15 protein-coding genes are annotated in these 15,364 nt (G+C 67.1%); 11 read left to right on the plus strand and 4 right to left on the minus strand.

The features are described 5' to 3' along the window. Positions 1-38: 38 nt before the first annotated feature. Positions 39-590 carry a tetratricopeptide repeat protein gene (locus PV773_RS00555; protein WP_347964457.1) on the plus strand — a complete coding sequence of 184 codons (552 nt, stop codon included), beginning with the start codon at positions 39-41 and terminating at the stop codon, positions 588-590. A 2-nt stretch (positions 591-592) separates the two neighbouring features. After that, positions 593-1,111: a prepilin peptidase gene (locus PV773_RS00560; RefSeq protein WP_347964458.1), complete on the plus strand. Its 519-nt coding sequence runs from the start codon at positions 593-595 to the stop codon at positions 1,109-1,111. Positions 1,112-1,161: 50 nt separating this feature from the next. Here PV773_RS00560 and PV773_RS00565 read toward each other — a convergent pair whose 3' ends face one another. Further along, the gene (locus tag PV773_RS00565) at positions 1,162-2,712 is read right to left on the minus strand and encodes a phospholipase D family protein (RefSeq protein ID WP_347964459.1); all 1,551 of its coding nucleotides are present in this window, start codon (positions 2,710-2,712) and stop codon (positions 1,162-1,164) included. A gap of 187 nt (positions 2,713-2,899) precedes the next feature. Between PV773_RS00565 and PV773_RS00570 the strand changes: the two genes are divergently transcribed. Continuing rightward, complete coding sequence (locus PV773_RS00570) at positions 2,900-3,718, plus strand: endonuclease/exonuclease/phosphatase family protein (protein ID WP_347964460.1); 819 nt, start codon at positions 2,900-2,902, stop codon at positions 3,716-3,718. Between the two features lie 66 nt (positions 3,719-3,784). On the opposite strand, the gene PV773_RS00575 is transcribed toward PV773_RS00570, so the two are convergent. After that, positions 3,785-4,558 (minus strand): IclR family transcriptional regulator C-terminal domain-containing protein, encoded by a 774-nt coding sequence (locus PV773_RS00575; RefSeq protein WP_347964461.1) that lies wholly within the window; start codon positions 4,556-4,558, stop codon positions 3,785-3,787. 129 nt (positions 4,559-4,687) lie between these two features. Between PV773_RS00575 and PV773_RS00580 the strand changes: the two genes are divergently transcribed. From PV773_RS00580 to pcaF, 3 genes are read left to right on the plus strand one after another with little or no spacing between them, the layout of a single operon-like run. Beyond that, positions 4,688-5,545 carry a CoA-transferase gene (locus PV773_RS00580; RefSeq protein ID WP_347964462.1) on the plus strand — a complete coding sequence of 286 codons (858 nt, stop codon included), beginning with the start codon at positions 4,688-4,690 and terminating at the stop codon, positions 5,543-5,545. Then, a complete protein-coding gene (locus PV773_RS00585; RefSeq protein ID WP_347964463.1) occupies positions 5,542-6,351 on the plus strand; it encodes a CoA-transferase subunit beta in 810 nt (269 codons plus the stop codon). Before PV773_RS00580 ends, PV773_RS00585 begins: the two co-directional genes overlap by 4 nt. Continuing rightward, positions 6,344-7,549, plus strand: coding sequence for a 3-oxoadipyl-CoA thiolase (gene pcaF / locus PV773_RS00590; protein ID WP_347964464.1), 1,206 nt, complete (start codon positions 6,344-6,346; stop codon positions 7,547-7,549). The genes PV773_RS00585 and pcaF overlap by 8 nt, the downstream gene beginning before the upstream one ends. A gap of 68 nt (positions 7,550-7,617) precedes the next feature. Here the strand turns inward: pcaF and PV773_RS00595 are convergent, their stop codons facing one another. After that, the gene (locus tag PV773_RS00595) at positions 7,618-8,469 is read right to left on the minus strand and encodes a sulfite exporter TauE/SafE family protein (RefSeq protein ID WP_347964465.1); all 852 of its coding nucleotides are present in this window, start codon (positions 8,467-8,469) and stop codon (positions 7,618-7,620) included. A gap of 275 nt (positions 8,470-8,744) precedes the next feature. Between PV773_RS00595 and modA the strand changes: the two genes are divergently transcribed. From modA to PV773_RS00615, 4 genes are all read left to right on the plus strand, one after another. Further along, positions 8,745-9,551 carry a molybdate ABC transporter substrate-binding protein gene (gene modA / locus PV773_RS00600; RefSeq protein WP_347964907.1) on the plus strand — a complete coding sequence of 269 codons (807 nt, stop codon included), beginning with the start codon at positions 8,745-8,747 and terminating at the stop codon, positions 9,549-9,551. A gap of 110 nt (positions 9,552-9,661) precedes the next feature. Then, positions 9,662-10,357 (plus strand): molybdate ABC transporter permease subunit, encoded by a 696-nt coding sequence (gene modB / locus PV773_RS00605; protein WP_347964466.1) that lies wholly within the window; start codon positions 9,662-9,664, stop codon positions 10,355-10,357. After that, the gene (gene modC / locus PV773_RS00610) at positions 10,354-11,469 is read left to right on the plus strand and encodes a molybdenum ABC transporter ATP-binding protein (RefSeq protein WP_347964467.1); all 1,116 of its coding nucleotides are present in this window, start codon (positions 10,354-10,356) and stop codon (positions 11,467-11,469) included. The genes modB and modC overlap by 4 nt, the downstream gene beginning before the upstream one ends. 12 nt (positions 11,470-11,481) lie before the next feature. Further along, positions 11,482-11,823 (plus strand): winged helix-turn-helix domain-containing protein, encoded by a 342-nt coding sequence (locus tag PV773_RS00615; RefSeq protein ID WP_347964468.1) that lies wholly within the window; start codon positions 11,482-11,484, stop codon positions 11,821-11,823. Here PV773_RS00615 and proC read toward each other — a convergent pair whose 3' ends face one another. Beyond that, positions 11,824-12,639, minus strand: coding sequence for a pyrroline-5-carboxylate reductase (gene proC / locus PV773_RS00620; protein WP_347964469.1), 816 nt, complete (start codon positions 12,637-12,639; stop codon positions 11,824-11,826). A gap of 415 nt (positions 12,640-13,054) precedes the next feature. Here proC and PV773_RS00625 point away from each other — a divergent pair, with 415 nt between their 5' ends. Further along, positions 13,055-15,259 (plus strand): GumC family protein, encoded by a 2,205-nt coding sequence (locus tag PV773_RS00625; RefSeq protein ID WP_347964470.1) that lies wholly within the window; start codon positions 13,055-13,057, stop codon positions 15,257-15,259. Positions 15,260-15,364: the final 105 nt, after the last annotated feature.

The raw sequence follows: 15,364 nt of genomic DNA on the forward strand, positions 1-15,364 counted from the left end.
GCAGATGGCGCCCGGCGCGCCGAGGGGACGAGACAAGAATGACAAGGCCTATCCTGATTGCCGCGGCTGCCCTTTTCATGGGGGCGGCGCTGGCCGGCTGCCAGACCGGCAGCGCGCTCGACGACGGCGTGGTGCGCACGAACGAGCCAGTCTCGCCGGAATTCACCGCGTTCGGCGACGCCTTCCAGGGCCTCAAGACGGTCTCCGACGTCGAATACTACGCCTCCGACCAGGCCATGGCCGAGGCCAAGAACCAGTTTCGGCAGGAGAATTACGGCAATGCCGGCGCCTTGTTCTACAAGGCCGTTCAGCTCGCGCCCAATGACGGCGTCGCCTGGCTGGGGCTTGCGGCATCGACGGACCGCATCCGCCGATTCGACCTGTCGGACCTCGCCTACCGGCAGGCGGTCAAGCATCTCGGCCCGACCGCCGAATATTACAACAATGTCGGCTACTCGTATCTGCTGCGCGGCAAGCTGCAGGAGGCGCGCAGCAACTTCCTCAAAGCCTATGAGATCGCGCCCAACGATCCGACGGTGGCCAACAACCTCAAGCTGCTCTCGTCGAGCGTCAAGAACATCGAGCGCTGAACATGCTGCCGGCCGCCGCGATGCTCATGAAGCTCCTGGCGATCCCACTGCTCTTCAGGATCGCCAGGCTCGACTTCACGACCCATCGCATCGCCAACAGCAACGTGCTCCTCTTGCTTTGCCTGGGAGCGGCATCGTTGTTCCTGGCGGGGCTCGCGCAGGGCTCGTGGTGGGACCTCGGCCTCAGCTCGGCGGCAGGGCTGGTGCTTTTCCTGGCGCTGTTTCCGTTCTGGCTGCTCAAGAAGGTGGGGGCGGGCGACGTCAAGCTGATGGCAGTCGCGCCGTTCGTGTCGGGTGGGGCGGATCTCATGGTCTTCGCCATCGCCCTGCTGGTCTTCGCGATCGTCACCGTGATGGTGGTGAGGAACCCGATGCTTTTGCCGTCGCCGGCGTTCCGCGTCTATGTCGAGCATCTCGACCGCAGGCGCGTCGTGCCGTTCGGCGTGCCGATTGCCGCGGCCTTGATCGTGACGATCGGGCTGCAGCTGGCCGCGCAGGTCGTGGCAGCGTTGAGTTCCTGATCCCGTGGAAACGAGGGTAGCGTCCCGGGCTTCCGGAGGAGCCTGCGGCGCTACAGCTGCGATTCGATCGGCAGCCAGCCGATGACCTTGGCGACGAGCCTCCGCCGCAGGCTGGCCTGCGGCTCGTGTTTCATCTCGCGCGGCCGGTTCGACGACATGTCGGTCCACCTGAGCGCGCCATCGGCGACCGTCACCCGGAAGCTGGCCCGTGGGGAGGTCTGCGTGGCGATGACCTGCTCCACCTCGCGGGCCAATTGCTCCTGGCGGAACAGCACGCCCATCTCGGTGTTGAGCGACGCCGAGCGCGGGTCGAAGTTGAAGGAGCCGACGAACCCGGCCGATCCGTCCGCGACGAAAGCCTTGGTGTGGAGGCTCGCGCCCTTCGAACCGAACAGCGACATGTCGGTGCGCTCGTCGTCCGGCTTGAGCTCGAAGATCTCGACGCCCTGGTCGATGAGGGTCTTGCGATAGCGGACATAGGCGCCGTGCACTGCGGCAACGTCGGTCGCGGCCAGGGAATTCGTCAACACCGTGACCGCCACGCCGCTTCGGGCCAGCGCCGCGAGCTGCCGCGTGCCGTCCTCGCCCGGTATGAAGTAGGGCGAGACGATCCTCAGTTCGCGCACCGCCGACCGCAGCACCGGGCCGATCGACCGGATCAGCCATCCGTCCTCGCCGACGCCCATCGCCTTTTCCGGCGGATCGGAAACCACAGCGACCTCGCCGCTCCAGCGCAGCCGGCCCATGCCGGAGCCCGACCATTCGCTGCGCTCCTCGGCGATGCGGCGGAGATAGGGCTCCGCCCGGCCGGTGGTCGCGGCGCGGTCGAGGCGCTTCCTTAGGGCCGGAAGGTCGGGCCTGGCGAAGCCGGCGAGCGGGCGGATCGGCAGCACCGCCTCGCTGTTCCAGTACCGGTCGAAGATGCTTTCGGCCTGGTCGACCGCAGGACCCACGATCAGCAGGTCCATGTCGCGGAAATTGGCCTCTTCCGAGGCGTCGAAATAGGCGTCGCCGATGTTGCGGCCGCCGACGATGGCCAGCCTGCCGTCGGCGATCCAGGCCTTGTTGTGCATGCGGCGCGTGGTTCGCACGGCGCGCAGCGCCAGCTCCAGCCCGCGCTGCAGCCCGAACGAGCGCGCCCAGCTGGGGTTGAACAGCCGCAGGTGGATGTTGGGGTGGCTGTCGAGGGCAAGGTAGTCGCGGTCGAAGCCGCGCGTGTTGATGTCGTCAATGAGCAGCCGCACGCGGACACCGCGGTCGGCGGCGGCGAGGATTTCGCGGGCGAGCAGGCGCCCGGTCAGGTCGCCTTTCCAGTAGTAGTACTGCAGGTCGAGGCTGCGTGCCGCATGGCGCGCCAGATAGGCCCGGACCGCAAAGGCGTGAAGGTTGCTGGAGAGCAGCGCCAGACCGGTTTGTCCCGGGTGGTCGGCCAGAAGCGGCTCGGCCAGCACATCGAACTCGGTTTCGCCCGGTGCCCTTGGCAGGGCGAAGGTCGGTGCCCCGCGTGCACGCTTGGCAAAGCGCCCGTAGGCATAGACGGCCAGCAGGGAGGCGATGACCAGAACCCCCACCACGGCGATCACGATGGCCAGGAGTTTCATGCCGCGTCCTGCCTGGCGGCCCATGCGGCCGCATGCCCGCAATATCTGTATCGTGGATGGCCATAGTGACGCACGTGGAAAATCTCGAACACTTGGACCATATAGGTTACACTCGACGACAACGCCTGCCTCAAGTGACCACGAATTTCCCAGAGATTCCAGACGAGTGATGGTTAGCAGACACGGCTTGGAGAGTCCCGCAAAGGCCAGTGGAGAACAGCTCATCGACGCCCCCTCGCAGCGGGCGGCGGAGCAGCCCCACGAGAACGCCGGCTTCAGCGAGATCGTGATCGCCTCGTACAACGTTCACAAATGCGTCGGGCTGGACCGCCGTTTCGATCCGCGGCGGACGATGCAGGTGATCTCCGAGATCGACGCCGACGTCATAGCCCTGCAGGAAGCCGACCAGCGTTTCGGCGACCGCGCGGGCCTGCTGGACCTGGCCGAAGTGGAACGCGAGACCGGGCTGATGCCGGTTCCGCTGGCCGGGCGGCGCAAGAGCCACGGCTGGCATGGCAACGTCGTGCTGTTCCGCAAGGGGTCGGTGAGTTCGGCACGGCAGCTCGTGCTGCCCGGCGCCGAGCCGCGCGGCGCGGTCATCGTCGATCTCGAACTCGACGCCGGTCCCCTGCGCGTGATCGCCGCGCATTTCGGCCTGCTGCGCCATTCGCGCAAGCTGCAGGCCGGCACGCTGCTGACCGCCGCCGAACTGCATAGCGACAAGCCCACGGTGCTGGTCGGCGACCTCAACGAGTGGCGGCTGGGCAAGCGCTCGTCGCTGCGCAGCCTGGAGCCGGCCTTCGGCCCCACGCACGCCGTCGTGCCGAGCTTCCCGTCGCGCTTCCCCGTGCTCGCGCTCGACAGGGTGATGGCGCGGCCGCACAATCTGCTCGTCGACATCGAGGCGCATGACAGCGCGCTGGCGCGCGTCGCCTCGGACCATCTACCGATCAAGGCGGTGATCCGCCTCAACGGCAAGCGCAACGGACTGGCCGAAGCCGCCTGATCGCGGCTCTACGAGGCGCAGTCCTGGCACCAGCGCTATGCCGAGATCGTCTTAATGCGCTGCTGATCACTGGCCGACGAAGAAGTCGCTGATCCGCGCCGCGGTCTGCTTCAGGATCGGCAGGATCTCCGTTTCCATTTCGGCCGGCGTGTGGCGCGTCGACTGCGTCGAGACGTTGACGGCCGCGACGATCGCGCCCGAGCGATCGCGCAGGGGCACGGCGATCGAGCGCAGGCCGATTTCCAGTTCCTCGTCGACCAGGGCGTAGCCGTTCGTCCGCACCGAGGCGATGATCTCGCCGAGCTTCGCCACGTCTGTGACGGTCTTCGGCGTGCGCCGCTCCAGTGCCGCGCGCGCCAGGAAGGCCCCGAGGTCCGGCTCGGAAAGTCCCGACAGCAGTACCCGGCCCATGGCGGTGCAGAAGGCGGGCAGGTGGGCGCCGACCTGCAGGTCGACGGCGATGATGCGCGGGCCGGGAACGCGCGCGACATAGACCATGTCCTCGCCCGAGAGGATCGCGGCCGAGCAGGACTCGTGCAGCTTGGCGGCCGTTTCCTTCATGAAGGGTTCGGCGAAGGTCCATAGCGGCACGCCGTGCAGCCAGATGCGCGCCTGCGCCAAGAGCCTAGGCGACAGCGAGAAGTTGCGGCCGGCCTGAACGGCGTAGCCGGTTGCCGTAAGCGTCAGCAGGAAGCGGCGTGCGCCGGCGCGCGTCAGCCCGGCCTTCTCGGCCGTTTCGGTGAGCGTCAGTCCGCGCGGATTGGCCGCCAGGATCTCCATCACGGCTAGGCCGCGCTCAAGCGAGGTGACGTGGTCTCGCCCATTCTCATCGTCGCGCATGGCGGCATTCCCCGAAAACCGGCTGGGCAGAGCCTCGTTCTTGACTCTGCGGCAATCTTGCTCCAAGAATGTATCGCATAGAAAACAAATGTTCGCAATACGAACTTTTGACCATTGGGACGAAACGCGATGACCAAATTCCTCCCCTTGTCGAGGGCGGTCGCCGAAAACCTCGGCAACGGCGACACCGTGGCCTTCGAAGGCTTTACGCATCTCATTCCCACGGCCGCCGCGCATGAGGCGATCCGACAGGGCTTCAAGGATCTGACGCTGGTGCGCATGACGCCGGACCTGATCTACGACCAGATGATCGGCATGGGCATGGCGAAGAAGGCGATCTTCTCCTATGCCGGCAATCCCGGCGTCGGCCTGCTGCGCCGCCTGCGCGACGCCGTCGAGAACGGTTTTCCGCACGCCCTCGAGATCGAGGAGCACAGCCATGCCGCCATGGCCAACGCCTATGAGGCGGGGGCGGCCGGTCTGCCTTGCGCCATCTTCCGCGGCTATCGCGGCGCCGAACTCGCAAGGGTCAACCCGAACATCAAGTCGGTGACATGCCCGTTCACCGGCGAGGTGCTGGCGGCGGTGCCGGCGGTTCGCCCCGACGTCACCTTCATCCATGCCCAGAAGGCCAACAGGAAGGGCGACGTGCTGGTCGAAGGCATCATCGGCATCCAGAAGGAGGCGGCCCTTGCCGCCAGGCGCGCAGTGGTGACCGTCGAGGAGGTGGTCGACAATTTCGACGATCTTCACCCGAACCTGACCGTGCTGCCCAACTGGTCGGTGACGGCGATCTCGGTGGTGCCGGGCGGGGCGCACCCGTCCTACGCCCATGGCTACTACATTCGCGACAACGCCGCCTATCTCGAATGGGACGAGATCGCCGCCGACCGCGACCGCTTCGCCGCATGGATGCAGAAGAACGTCATCGAAAAGACCGCCGACGACTTTGCCGGGCGCGTCGAACACCTGAGGAACGCGGCATGAGCGAGCTCGGCTTCACCCCCAACGAAATGATGACGATCGCCGCCTCGCGCGCGCTCAGGAACGACGACGTCTGCTTCGTCGGCATCGGCGCGCCCTCGGCCGCCTGCAATGTCGCGCGGCTGACGCATGCGCCGGACATCACGCTGATCTATGAATCGGGCACCATCGGCACCGCACCAGACGTGCTGCCGCTGTCGATAGGCGACGGCGAACTCTGCGACACCGCCGTCACCACCGTCTCGGTGCCCGAGATGTTCCGCTACTGGCTGCAGGGCGGGCGCATCTCGATCGGCTTCCTCGGCGCTGCCCAGCTCGACAAGTTCGGCAACATCAACACCACCGTCATCGGCGACTACGCCCATCCGAAGACCCGCCTGCCGGGCGGCGGCGGCGCGCCGGAGATCGCGACCTCCTCGAAGGAGATCTACATCACCATGGCGCAGTCCAAGCGCGGCATGGTCGAGAAGATCGACTTCTACACCTCCTTCGGCCATGGCGAGGGCGGCGACCACCGCCGGCGCCTCGGCATTGACACCAAGGGGCCGACGCTGCTGATCACCGACCTGGCGATCTGGAAGCCGGACCCGGTGACCAAGGAATTCACGGTCGTTTCGCTGCATCCCGGCGTCACCCGCGACAAGGTCCAGGAGACCTGCGGCTGGACGGTGAAATTCGCCGATACGCTGGAGGAAACGCCAGTGCCGACACAGTTGGAATTGCAGACGCTGCGTGATCTAAAGGCGCGCACCGACGCCGCCCACAAGGGCGAGGCAGTTTCCGCCAAGAGAGGATCCAAGGATGGCTGAAGCCTTCATCTGCGACTACATCCGCACCCCCATCGGCCGTTTCGGCGGCGTGCTGTCGTCGGTCCGCGCCGACGACCTTGGCGCGGTGCCGCTCAAGGCGCTCCTGGAACGCAACGCCTCGGTGGACTGGGCGGCCGTCGACGACGTCGTCTTCGGCTGCGCCAACCAGGCCGGCGAGGACAACCGCAACGTGGCGCGCATGTCGCTGCTTCTGGCCGGACTGCCGGTCGAGGTGCCGGGCACGACCATCAACCGGCTCTGCGGCTCGGGCATGGACGCGCTGATCTACGCCGCCCGTGCGATCAAGGCCGGCGAGGCCGAACTGATGATCGCCGGCGGCGTCGAAAGCATGAGCCGCGCCCCCTTCGTCATGCCCAAGGCGGAGACTGCGTTCTCGCGCCATGCCGAGATCCATGACACGACCATCGGCTGGCGCTTCGTCAATCCCGTCATGAAGAAGCAATACGGCGTCGATTCGATGCCCGAGACCGGCGAGAACGTCGCCGAGGACTTCTCCGTCAGCCGCGCCGACCAGGACGCCTTTGCCGTGCGCAGCCAGAACAAGGCGGTCGCGGCGCAGGAGAACGGCCGGCTGGGCAAGGAGATCACCCCGGTGACGATCCCGCAGCGCAAGGGCGATCCGATCGTCGTTGCCAAGGACGAGCATCCGCGCGCCGGCACCACAATCGAGACGCTTGCCAAGCTGCCGACGCCATTCCGCCAGGGCGGCACGGTGACGGCCGGCAATGCCTCGGGCGTCAACGATGGGGCGGCGGCACTCATCGTCGCCTCCGAGGCGGCGGTAAAGAAGTACGGCCTGACCCCGATCGCCCGCGTCCTCGGCGGCGCTAGTGCGGGTGTCGCGCCGCGCGTCATGGGTATCGGCCCGGCACCGGCGACCAAGAAGCTGTGCGCGCGGCTCGGCATCCAGCCTTCCGCCTTCGACGTGATCGAACTCAACGAGGCATTCGCCTCCCAGGGCATCGCGGTGCTTCGTGAACTCGGCATCGCCGAGGACGCCGAGCACGTGAACCCGAACGGCGGCGCGATCGCGCTTGGCCACCCGCTGGGCATGTCGGGCGCCCGCATCGCCGGCACGGCGGCGCTGGAGCTTAACCTGCGCGGCGGCAGGCTGGCGCTTGCCACCATGTGCATCGGGGTCGGGCAGGGCATAGCGGTCGCTCTCGAAAGGGCGTGACCGGCTCACCTTCAAAATGCGAATGCCCGGCGGTGCCGGGCGTTTTCGTTTGGTGAGATCGGAACGCCTCAGCCGATCAGACTGAGCAGGAAACGCAGGCTGATGAGCAGCAGGAAGATGCCGAAGGCGACCTCCAGCTTGCGCTTCGACAGCGCGTGCGCGAGTCTTGCGCCGAGCGGCGCGGTCAGCACGCTGGTGGGCACGAACAGGATCAGGCCGACGAGCGAGACATAGCCGAGCGCGAAGGGGAACTGCAGCGCCGCCACGTCGGGATACTCGGCGGCACGCGGCCAGCCGGCATAAACGTAGCCGATCGCGCCGGGGATCGAGATCAGCACGCCGAGGCCCGAGGAGGTCGCCACCGCCTGGTGGATGGGGCGGCCGTAGAAGGTCATGAACAGGTTCGACAATTGGCCGCCGCCGATGCCCATCAGGCTCGACAGCACGCCGATGATCCAGCCGTAGGCGTTCATTACCAGCTTGCCCGGCATGTCGAGGCCGAGCCGCCAGGAATCCTTGCCGAACAAGAGCCGGATCGCCGAAATGCCGGCCACCACCACGAACACCGCCTTGAACAGGTCGGCTGGCGCGAAGCGGGCGATCACGCTGCCCATGGCGACGCCGACGATGACGGGAACAGCCCACTGCCTGAGGATGGTCATGTCGACCGCGCCCTTGGCGCGGTGCGCCGCGAACGATCGGATCGAGGTCGGGATGATGATGGCGAGCGAGGTGCCGACGCAGAGCGGCATGCGTACCTCTTCGGGCACTCCGACGGCCTGGAACAGCTCATAGAGTACCGGCACGATGACTGCGCCGCCGCCGACGCCGAACACGCCCGCGAGGAGGCCGGTGATGGCGCCTGCTCCGAGCAGGGCGACGGCAAGCCAGATGATCTCGTAGGTGGTGATGCCGGACATTGGGGGAAGCTCTTCTCGGTTTGGCGGCAGGGGTAGGGGCGCCGGCACGGTCGCCAAGACTTCCCGATCCCGATGGTAAACCAGCGACATATGCCATGAACCGGGCGGCCAGTCTCCCTCGGATTGCAGTGCCAAGTGCAGTCGACAACCGTCAAATGGACGACAGATCTTTCTTCGGAAAACCACCTGGTCGGGTAGTTGCCTGCCATGTGTTATATCCGTATGAATATAACGATCTCGGCCGCCGACGGTCGAAAGATTTCGGAGGGATCATGATGTTCACGCGTAGGGGATTTGGTTTGCGGCTCGCCGCAATGGCGGGCGGCTTGGCCGTTGCGCTGTCGTTCGGCCTGTCTTCGGCGCGCGCCGACGGCGAGGTTGTCGTGTTCGCGGCGGCAAGCCTCAAGAACGCGCTCGACGCCGTCGGCGCGGCCTGGAAGGCCGACAGCGGCAAGGCCGTGACCGTCTCCTATGCGGCAAGCCCGGCACTCGCCAGGCAGATCGAGGACGGCGCGCCGGCCGACGTGTTCGTCTCCGCCGATCTCGACTGGATGAAGTATCTTGCCGACAGGCAGCTCATCAAGCAAGGCTCCGACGTCAAGCTGCTCGGCAACCGCATCGTGCTCATCGCGCCGAAGGACTCGGCCGCGGCCGTCGAGATCGCGCCCAATTTCGATCTCGCCAAGCTGCTCGGCGACGGCCGCCTCGCGATCGGTGACGTCAAGGCCGTGCCGGCCGGCAAATACGGCAAGGCCGCGCTGGAAAAGCTCGGCGTCTGGTCGTCGGTGGAGGGCAAGCTGGCCCAGGCCGAGAACGTGCGCGCCGCGCTCAAGCTGGTCGCCACCGGCGAGGCGCCGGCAGGCATCGTCTACCAGACCGACGCAGCGGCCGAGCCGGGCGTCAAGATCATCGCCACCTTCCCGGAAGAGACGCATCCTCCCATCGTCTATCCGGTAGGCCTGACGGCGGACACGAAGAACCCGGACGCGGCTGCGTACGTGAAGTATCTTCAGTCCGCCAAGGCCAAGGAGCTTTTCGAAGCGCAGGGCTTCATCATGATCGCCCCGGTGGCGTCCAATTAGACTAGGGAGTGGTTTACCGCTTTCCGGGTAAGCTCACGCCATAGGGGAAACTTGCGTCCCATCCCGCCTGCCGGGGTGGGACAGGCTTTTTGAGGGAATGCGACAAGGGAATGCTGGACCTCACTCCTGACGAATGGAATGCGGTCCGCCTGTCGATCAAGGTCGGGCTGTGGGCGATGGCCGGCAGCCTGCCTTTCGGCATCCTGATTGCGCTTCTGCTGGCGCGCGGAAAGTTCTGGGGCAAGTCGCTGCTCAACGGCGTCGTCCACCTGCCGCTCGTCCTGCCGCCAGTGGTGACCGGCTACCTGCTGCTCCTGAGCTTCGGCCGCCGCGGGCCGATCGGCTCCTTCCTGGCCGAGAATTTCGGCATCGTCCTTTCGTTCCGCTGGACGGGTGCCGCCCTTGCCTGCGCCGTCATGGGCTTTCCGCTCATGGTGCGCGCCATCCGCCTCTCCATCGAATCGGTCGACCGCCGGCTGGAACAGGCCGCAGGCACGCTGGGCGCGAGCCCGGCCTGGGTGTTTGCGACCGTGACCCTGCCGCTGATCCTGCCGGGCATCGTCGCCGGCATGATCCTGTCCTTTGCCAAGGCAATGGGCGAATTCGGCGCCACCATCACCTTCGTTTCCAACATTCCCGGCGAAACCCAGACCCTTCCCTCTGCGATCTACACATTCACCCAGGTGCCCGGCGGCGATGCCGGCGCGCTGAGGCTGACGCTGATCTCGGTCGCCATATCGATGCTGGCGCTCGTGGTGTCGGAGATGTTCGCCCGCAAGGTCGGCCAGCGGATGGTCGTGGAATGACGCTCTCCGTCGACATCGGCCACCGCCTCGGCGCTCTGAAGCTCGAAGTCCGGTTCGAGAGTGCCGGGCATCTGACCGCCCTGTTCGGGCCGTCGGGCTCGGGCAAGACCTCGCTCGTCAACCTCGTTGCCGGCCTGATCCGCCCGGATACGGGCCGCATCGTCATCGACGGGCGGACGCTGGTCGACACCGCGTCCCGCACCTTCCTGCCCGCCCACGGGCGACGCGTCGGCTTCGTGTTTCAGGACGCCCGGCTGTTCCCGCATTTGACCGTGCGCTCGAACCTGCTCTACGGTCGCTGGTTCACGCCGCGCGCCGAGCGCTATGCCGAATTCGACCGCGTGGTCGACATGCTCGGCATCGGCCATATCCTGGCGCGACGCCCGGCGCTGCTGTCGGGCGGCGAAAAGCAACGCGTCGCCATCGGACGGGCGCTGCTCGCCAGTCCCCGGCTGTTGCTGATGGACGAGCCGCTGGCTTCGCTGGATGACGCCCGCAAGGCCGAGATCATGCCCTATCTCGAGCGGCTGCGCGACGAGACGAAGATCCCGATCGTCTATGTCAGCCACTCCGTCGCCGAGGTGGCGCGGCTCGCCACCGACATCGTGGTGATGGCGAACGGCAAGGTCGCCGCCGCCGGCCCGACCACCGACATCATGCAGCGGCTCGACCTGTTGCCGCCGGAGGAAGTGGGCGAGGGCGGTGCCGTGCTCGACATGAAGGTGCTCGGCCACGACGAGGCATTCGGCATGACGGTGCTGGGTACCGCGGCGGGGCAGATGCGCGTGCCGCGGCTCCCGCTCGGCGATGGCGCGACGGTGCGCGTCCGCGTCAGGGCACGCGACGTGATGATCGCCACCGAACGGCCGCATGGGCTGAGCGCGCTCAACGTCCTGCCGGGACGCATCGTCGAGATCGGCGCGGTCGACGGTGCCCAGGTCGACCTCCGCCTCGATTGCGGCGGCGACATGCTAGTCTCGCGCATCACCCGCCAGTCGCTGGAAACACTCGGGCTGACGCCTGGCCGCGACGTCTTTGCGGTGATCAAGACGGTGGCCTTCGACCGCGCCAATCTTTCTAGAGGGGCCGGGGCTGTGCTAACCAGCGACTGACTGGAGTAGCCGATGCCGTCGCTGACCTTGCGCCTCTATCTCGACCCCAAGGGCCGGCTTGGCCCCGGCAAGGTCGAGCTTCTCGAACAGATCGCCGCGACCGGCTCGATCTCGGCGGCCGCACGCGCCATGGAGATGTCCTACAAGCGCGCCTGGGACCTGGTCGAGGAACTCAAGGACATGTTCGGCAAGCCGGTCGTGGAGGCCAAGACCGGCGGCAGGCATGGCGGCGGCGCCGAGTTGACGCCGCTTGGCGCGGCGATCGTCCGCCAGTTCCGCGACATGGAGCGCGCGGTCAACGAGGCCGCGGCTCCCCACATCAGGGCGCTGCAGGCCGAAGCCGACAAACGGTAGCTATTTTCCGAGCTCGATCGAACGCAGTCGGGCAGCCTCGACCGCCTCGGTGAGCAGGTTCCTGAGCCTGTCCTCGCCCATCAGCACGGCGAGGGCCGCCGCGGTCGTGCCGTTCGGGCTGGTCACCTGCCTGCGCAGCATGGCCGGGTCCTCCCGGCTCTCGGCGGCGAGGCTCGCCGCGCCGTAGACGGTCTGCATCGCGAGCAGCCGGGCCGTATCGCCCGGGAGGCCGGCGCTCTCGGCTGCCGCCGTCAGGCATTCGATGAAGTGGAAGATATAGGCCGGGCCCGAACCCGAAACCGCCGTCACGGCGTCCATCAGGCCTTCGTCGGCGATCGTCGTCACCTCGCCGCTGGCCGACAACAGCTCGCCGACGAAGTCTTTTGCCTGGTCGCTCACGTGATCGTTGGCGTAGACCACCATCATGCCCTTGCCGATAGATGCCGGCGTGTTGGGCATGCAGCGGACGATCGGGGTGCGCGTGCCCAGTATGTCGGCGAAGGTGCTGACCGGCGTGCCGGCGGCGACGCTGACGAAGGTGGTGCGGCCATTGCCGAAGCGGCGGTAATCGGAGGTGACTTCGCGGATGACCTGCGGCTTGACCGCGATGACGACGATCTCGGGAGCGGCATCGGCCGGTATGCCGCCGACCTCGGAGGCGACGCGGCTGCCGAGCTCCGCCGCCCGGGCCCTGAGTTCCGCATTGGGTTCGACCACGAAGGTCTCGCCTGGCGCCAGCTTGCCGGAATTCAGCCAGCCCTTGAGCATGGCGTAGCCCATGTTGCCGCAGCCGGCCAGGATCAGTCTGGTGCTCATTCAATGCCCTCCGAACAACCTGACATAGACCGACTCTCCACCTGGAGGAAGCCCGAATGCCCGCTCAACGTGCATCGTCCAGCCGTTTGGTGACGGCATTGGTAAACGTGACGTCGCGTCGACGTCGGCCAGTTGGCATTGGCCTCCCGCGCTCCCGTCAGGAAAAGCAGGCCCGCGCCCATGGCCTGCGCCAGAAGTCGACGTCTCGAGATCGGTCGGCTCATGCCCGCACAATGTTCCCTGCCGATGCTGCGATCAAGCTTTCCATCACGGCCCGCATGACTATGGCTGGCGCGTGATTTGCTTCGATGATCATCCGCAGCCGATTGATTAACCTTTTGTTTCCCATGTCTGTTTAGCGTGGGTTAACGCCCCGGCACCCGATCCGGGCCCATCGTGTTGGAAGCAGCCCCCTATGGCGGACATCGGAGACACTGACGATCGGCAGCCCTTGCGGCGCGCACGCGACGCGTCCGGCAAGCCCCGAGGCGGATCGCTGCTGTCGGTCACGCCGTCGGAACCGGATGACGGGCAGGGCCAGGCCGTCCGCCATCGCTTCGCGCGGTTCCGCCGCGAAGCCGAACGCGCGGCCGAAGCAGACATCGCGTCGTCGGAAGCCGCTCGGGGCGCCGAGGTGGCCGACCGCGAGCCGGAAGTCACCGCCGATTCGGACGCCAAGGATGACGCCGCATCCGGCAACGGCTGGCGCGGCCGGCTGGCGCGCAGCGTCGCGCCGGTGGCAGAACAGATCGCCGCCATCCAGAACATGCCGCCCCCCCCGGACGCCCCTTCGCTCGAGGAACAGCAGATGCGGGACGACGGCCCGCGCGAGCCGATGATCGAGCCGATGGCGATCCTGCGCGGGATCGCCCGGTCCAAGCTCCTGATCGCCACGACCACCCTGATCGGCGCGCTGGCCGGCGTTGCCATCGCGCTTTCGACGCCGAAGATGTTCCAGGCGTGGACGGAGATGATCGTCGATCCGCGCAATCTCAAGCTGACCGAACGGGAACTCACCGACAGCGGATTGCCGTGGGATGCCACGCTGACGCTGGTCGAGAACCAGGTGCGCGTGCTGACGTCGGGATCGGTTCTTACCAAGGTCGTCGACCGGCTCGACCTTGCCAACGATCCCGAGTTCAACGGCAAGGGGACCGGCGGGGGTGGCCTCCGGTCGCTCCTGGGCGAGATCATGCCCAGCCGCGAGACGACGCCTGCGGCGAACGGAGCGGACCGTGCCCACGTGCTGGCGGTCAACAACCTCTTCGAGGCGCTGACCATCGAGCGCGGCAACAAGAGTTTCGTCGTCTCGATCGGCGCCAAGACGCAAAGCGCCGAAAAATCCGCGCTCATCGCCAACACGATGACCGAAGTCTTCATGCAGACCAACGCCGAGATGCAGGCGGGGACGGCCGGCCGGGCGACCGAGGAGCTCAACGCCCGGCTGGAGGAACTGCGCAAGGCAGTCGAGGGGGCCGAGCGCAAGGTCGAGGCCTTCAAGGCGGAAAACGACATCATCGATGCCCAGGGCCGCCTGATCACCGACGACGAGATCCAGCGCGTCAACGACCAGCTCACTGCGGCCCGGGCGCGCACGCTCGAACTCAATGCGCGCGCGGCTTCGACGCGCAACGTCGATGTCGAGTCGGCGCTGAGCGGCTCGCTGCCGGAGGCGGTGGCCTCGCAGGCGATCACCGAGTTGCGGGCGCAGTATGCGACGCTCACCCAGGAAGCCGACAGGCTGTCGGTGAAGCTGGGCCCCCGCCATCCCGAACGGCTCGCCGTGGAGGCCCAGCTGACCGGCGCGCGCGAACGCATCGCCGCCGAGTTGCGCCGGGTCGCCGCCTCGATCCAGGTCGAACTCCGGCGCGCCGTCCAGACGGAACAGGAACTCGCCGCGCGGCTGGCCCGGCTCAAGGTGCGCCAGGGTGAGGTCAGCAACGAACTCGTCACGTTGCGCGAACTCGACCGCGACGTGGCAGCCAAGCGCGCCGTGTATGAATCCTTCCTGCTGCGCGCCCGCGAGACGGGTGAACAGAAGGACATCAACCCGGCCAACATCACGGTCATTTCCCGCGCCAATCCCCCGCTCGAATCGACGGGACCGCGGCGTGCGGTCATCGCCGTGGCCGGATCGCTGCTGGGGCTTCTCGCCGGCATCGGCCTGGGCGGCCTGCGCGGCGCGCTCGACGGGCTGCGCGAGACAGCCGATCGTCGCCGTGCCCGCGCGCGGCGAAGGGCTGAGGGCCCGTCACAGGAACGCGTTCCGGAGATGATGGGTGGTGATGTTCCCGCCGCTGCCGCATTCGCCGAAGTGGCCACGACGTCCGAGAACCATGCCACGGAAAGGGAATGGTCCCAGCCCCGGTCGCGCGATGCGGACAGCGATGCTCCGCCGGTGTCGCCGCGCCCCGGCCATGGACAGGCCGCGCCGCGGGCGGAAACGGCCGCCGAACGTCGCGGCAGCGACCGGCCGCGGCACGAGCCGGCCGAGCCGGTGGCCGCGTCGTCGTCCGAGCATGCGTCGCGGAGCCAGATCGATGAAATCAGCGAGAGCTTGCGCGAACTGCGCAAGGAGCTGAATCTGCTGCGGGAGCGGCGGGCGCGTCGCTATTTCTGAAATAGACTTCGGTTTCGAGTTTACGGCACTGGACGCCGCATTGGCGGTGTTGCAGGTCGAAAATATGGTGACAATGCCGCCGCGAGACTGAAGGCATACGGAGAA

Source organism: Mesorhizobium sp. CC13, assembly GCF_039907765.1.
Lineage (GTDB): Bacteria > Pseudomonadota > Alphaproteobacteria > Rhizobiales > Rhizobiaceae > Aminobacter.

What these genes read in the sequence shown, in the direction of transcription:
- PV773_RS00555 (WP_347964457.1), top strand. Translation starts at nt 39, where the DNA reads ATGACAAGGCCTATCCTGATTGCCGCGGCTGCCCTTTTCATGGGGGCG.
- PV773_RS00560 (WP_347964458.1), top strand. Translation starts at nt 593, where the DNA reads ATGCTGCCGGCCGCCGCGATGCTCATGAAGCTCCTGGCGATCCCACTG.
- PV773_RS00565 (WP_347964459.1), bottom strand. Translation starts at nt 2,712, where the DNA reads ATGAAACTCCTGGCCATCGTGATCGCCGTGGTGGGGGTTCTGGTCATC.
- PV773_RS00575 (WP_347964461.1), bottom strand. Translation starts at nt 4,558, where the DNA reads ATGCGCGACGATGAGAATGGGCGAGACCACGTCACCTCGCTTGAGCGC.
- PV773_RS00580 (WP_347964462.1), top strand. Translation starts at nt 4,688, where the DNA reads ATGACCAAATTCCTCCCCTTGTCGAGGGCGGTCGCCGAAAACCTCGGC.
- PV773_RS00585 (WP_347964463.1), top strand. Translation starts at nt 5,542, where the DNA reads ATGAGCGAGCTCGGCTTCACCCCCAACGAAATGATGACGATCGCCGCC.
- pcaF (WP_347964464.1), top strand. Translation starts at nt 6,344, where the DNA reads ATGGCTGAAGCCTTCATCTGCGACTACATCCGCACCCCCATCGGCCGT.
- PV773_RS00595 (WP_347964465.1), bottom strand. Translation starts at nt 8,469, where the DNA reads ATGTCCGGCATCACCACCTACGAGATCATCTGGCTTGCCGTCGCCCTG.
- modA (WP_347964907.1), top strand. Translation starts at nt 8,745, where the DNA reads ATGTTCACGCGTAGGGGATTTGGTTTGCGGCTCGCCGCAATGGCGGGC.
- modB (WP_347964466.1), top strand. Translation starts at nt 9,662, where the DNA reads ATGCTGGACCTCACTCCTGACGAATGGAATGCGGTCCGCCTGTCGATC.
- modC (WP_347964467.1), top strand. Translation starts at nt 10,354, where the DNA reads ATGACGCTCTCCGTCGACATCGGCCACCGCCTCGGCGCTCTGAAGCTC.
- PV773_RS00615 (WP_347964468.1), top strand. Translation starts at nt 11,482, where the DNA reads ATGCCGTCGCTGACCTTGCGCCTCTATCTCGACCCCAAGGGCCGGCTT.
- proC (WP_347964469.1), bottom strand. Translation starts at nt 12,639, where the DNA reads ATGAGCACCAGACTGATCCTGGCCGGCTGCGGCAACATGGGCTACGCC.
- PV773_RS00625 (WP_347964470.1), top strand. Translation starts at nt 13,055, where the DNA reads ATGGCGGACATCGGAGACACTGACGATCGGCAGCCCTTGCGGCGCGCA.